Raw genomic sequence first — 3,309 nt, forward strand, 5'->3', positions numbered from 1 at the left:
TGTATATCAAGTGTTTCAAGCTTCGATTTAGTCAATTTCTTCAGTCCGGCACGTTCATTTCCGCCTCATCTGGCCGCACCACCCCTCTCTTCATCGCTGCTGTTTGCGGAGTGACCCACCCACCGGAAGTAGGCCTTAAACTAGCGAGGCTGCGATTTGGGTCAATTTAGTTCCTATGAACTACTGAAGGCTCGATTTTTGGGGCAGGAAGATTCAGTAGTTTCGACCTGAAAATAGCTTAGGGACTATTTTGGGCTTATATCGCTCCAGAGTTATGGTTAGAAACGCCTGGTTTCTCGTTCACTCGATTTGGGTAAACCCTGGCTGTATCTGGAGAATAGTTGCTGTGCCAGGCAACTTGAGAGCTGCCAAAGAACTATTAGCTAAGATTATTGGTCGCCTCTGTAAGGCAATCTGCACCATCACAAATGAAAGCAGGATTGCAGTTGAAAGCAGGATTGCAGTTAAAAGTTCTCTATGAGTCCTGAAACGGTCTATTTTTAGTGACTGAAAGCTAATCACTGAAAGACTTTCAGGAGATGTGGCCCATTTCTACGCGAATCGGTGCCATACCCCGGTATTACTTAATCATACTTTTCATCACACCGCCCATGATCCGCACTCGAGCCCACCGAGGTAACGGCACTAGCGAGTAGACCAACAGTTTTGACAAAAATCCTGGCAGCACCGTGGGCTTTCGGCCTAATGCATTTAAAGTGCCTTGAGCCACTTCGCCGGCGCTTAACGCCTTGCCCATTTTCATCCCGGCGCGATCGCTAAAATTGCTATTAGTGGGGCCTGGTGCGGCAGCAATCACATCAACCCCATAGGGTGCGAGTTCGACATACAGGGCTTCCGCCAGGGTCTGCACATAGGCTTTGGTGGCTGCGTAGTGAGCCGCAAAAGGCATTCCCTGAAATCCGACGATCGAACTCATCAACACAATGCCGCCCCGCCGCTGCTGGGCAAATCGCTGCGAGAAGTGCCAGGTTAGCCCCAAGAGCGATCGACAATTAACCTCTAACATCTCCATTTCCTGTTCTAATCGGGAGTCAATAAATGCCCCCGACGTGCCAAACCCGGCCGCCGCCACCAGCAACCCGACGTCCAAATCGGCGGTCTGCATCACCAGGGCATCAACGCTCACCGCCATCGACAAATCCCTAATGACCAGACGCACCTGGATGCCATCGCGATCGCGCAAATCCTTCGCCATCTGCTCTAGCACCGCTTGGCTTCGTGCCACCAAGACCAGATTTAACCCTGCCTTCGCCAACCGCAGAGCCATTTCCCGCCCAATGCCAGACGAGGCCCCAGTGACGACAGCCCAAGACCCGTATCGGGCTTTTAATTGAGTTTGCAATTTTTGCCATATTCAAGTATTCGTATTCAATCTTTTGAATACAAGCATTAAGGTACACTCAAATAATGAGACCCGTCAAGAATGTTTCGTCCTGAAGGGCTTACCCCTATTTTCTATGGCTCTTAAGCACACAATCCTCGCGTTTCTATCGCGTCAGCCCCTGAGTGGTTATGAAGTTGCCAAAGAATTCACCGAAGGATTTGGCGGCTGCTTTTGGAAAGCGAGTCAACAGCAGGTATACGCCGAACTTGCCAAGTTAGAGCGACAAGGGTGTGTCGTCTACGAGGCCATTCCTCAGGCTGGACGGTTAGATAAAAAAATATATTCCATTACTCCCAGCGGGCATCAATCCTTGATTGACTGGTTAACCCAACCGACAGAACCCACGGCTATCCGTGAGGATCTTGGGGTCATGGGATTAGCCGGACACCTGGTACCCAATCAAGTGGTTTATGGCGAAATCGAGCGCCGTCAAAACCTCCATAGGGATATGGCACAACACTTGAAAACAATGGATAGCCATTTTGCTAAACATGTCGATGCCCTCGAACTGAAAGATCTCTACATGCATCTGATCATTCGTCGAGCGATTCGCTATCAAGAAGATTGGGTGGCCTGGTGTGATGAAGCACTTGAGGCCATTGAGCGGGTTGTCAATCGCTAGAGGCTTAGCCAATCAAGCAAAGGGGCAACCGGGGGATCGCTACCGTCAATGACCTGAGGGAATCGGCTTTCTCAGGCACCACCTCTCTATTTCTGCAACATGCCCCTTGGATGAGTGATTGGCCCCTAAGCGTCGGATAATTTAGGGGGGCTTGATGCCGGTTTGAGCGGCTGTCGACAAGTTTTGCGAATCCATCGATAAGCCCCCATGCCAGCTAGCAGATTGGCGATCGCCGCCGCCGCAAAAACCCCCGTGGGGCCTGCTATCTGGCTACCTAAGTAAGCCAGAGGAATATAGCAGACCCCCATCTGCGTGAGGGTCATGACAATCGACGGTAGCGGCTTACCCATGGCGTTCAATGCTGAGCTGGTTACCTGCAAGATTCCGGCTGCTCCGTAACTGATGGGCACCAGCCAGAGATACTGAGCGGCGATCGCAACTACTGCTGGATCAGGGTTGAAAAACGCTGCCAGCGATCGTGCCCCCATCCCAAGAATCACCGCCATCAAAAGTCCCCATGCCAGACAAAAGCGATGGCTCTGCCGGAGGGCCAACTGTACCCGGTCAGCGTGCTGAGCTCCCCAGTTTTGCCCCACAAAAGGTCCCATGCTAGCGGCCAGAGCCATTGTGGCGATCAGAGCCAACGACTCTACCCGCGAAGCTAAACCAAATCCGGCTACCGCCACAGCTCCATAGAAAGCTAAGAAGCTGGTGATCACGCCAATGGAAATGGGAATGACCATGCTGGCGGTGGCAGCCGGTAAACCGACCACGAGGATGTCACGCCAGCACCAAAGGGTTTCTTGCAGGGTGGGAATCTGAGACGAGAGTAGCTTTTCCTTAAAGCGCAACACCAGCAAAGCAGCTACCAGAGAAACCGCACGGGCAATTACGGTGGCCAGGGCCGCTCCCTGTAGCTCTAAACGGGGGAATCCGAGTTCACCATTGATCAATAGCGGGTCTAACAAAATGTTTGTGCCCGCCGATAAGGTCATGATGAGGCTGGGGGTCAGCGTGTTCCCGGCGGCTCGAATAGCACTATTACCGACCATCGGCACCACTAAAAACACAATGCCGAAATACCAAATCTGCATGTATTCGCGAATGTAAGGCAGGATGTCGGGGCCTGCCCCCAATGCTTTAAATAATGGATCAATCGTGAGCAGTCCCACGCTAGCAAACAGGAATACTGCCGTGAGGGCCAGGGCTCACTGGTGCAGAAAAGTTTTGGGAGCAAAGTATCGGTAGTCTCATCGTGAGAAAGTCGTCACTTTCGAGAACT

3 protein-coding genes are annotated in these 3,309 nt (G+C 51.9%); 1 reads left to right on the forward strand and 2 read right to left on the reverse strand.

The window, feature by feature from the left end:
• Positions 1-580: 580 nt before the first annotated feature.
• On the reverse strand, positions 581-1,363 hold the full coding sequence (locus JUK32_RS19585; protein ID WP_239112872.1) for an SDR family oxidoreductase: 783 nt from the start codon (positions 1,361-1,363) through the stop codon (positions 581-583).
• A gap of 115 nt (positions 1,364-1,478) precedes the next feature.
• On the opposite strand from JUK32_RS19585, the gene JUK32_RS19590 reads away from it, so the two are divergent.
• Positions 1,479-2,027, forward strand: a complete 549-nt coding sequence (locus tag JUK32_RS19590) for a PadR family transcriptional regulator (RefSeq protein WP_204140553.1) — start codon at positions 1,479-1,481, stop codon at positions 2,025-2,027.
• Between the two features lie 125 nt (positions 2,028-2,152).
• Here JUK32_RS19590 and JUK32_RS19595 read toward each other — a convergent pair whose 3' ends face one another.
• Positions 2,153-3,232, reverse strand: coding sequence for an MATE family efflux transporter (locus tag JUK32_RS19595; RefSeq protein ID WP_255538300.1), 1,080 nt, complete (start codon positions 3,230-3,232; stop codon positions 2,153-2,155).
• Between the last annotated feature and the right edge of the window lie 77 nt (positions 3,233-3,309).

This window comes from Halomicronema sp. CCY15110 (assembly GCF_016888165.1).
Classification (GTDB): Bacteria; Cyanobacteriota; Cyanobacteriia; order Phormidesmidales; family Phormidesmidaceae; genus Halomicronema.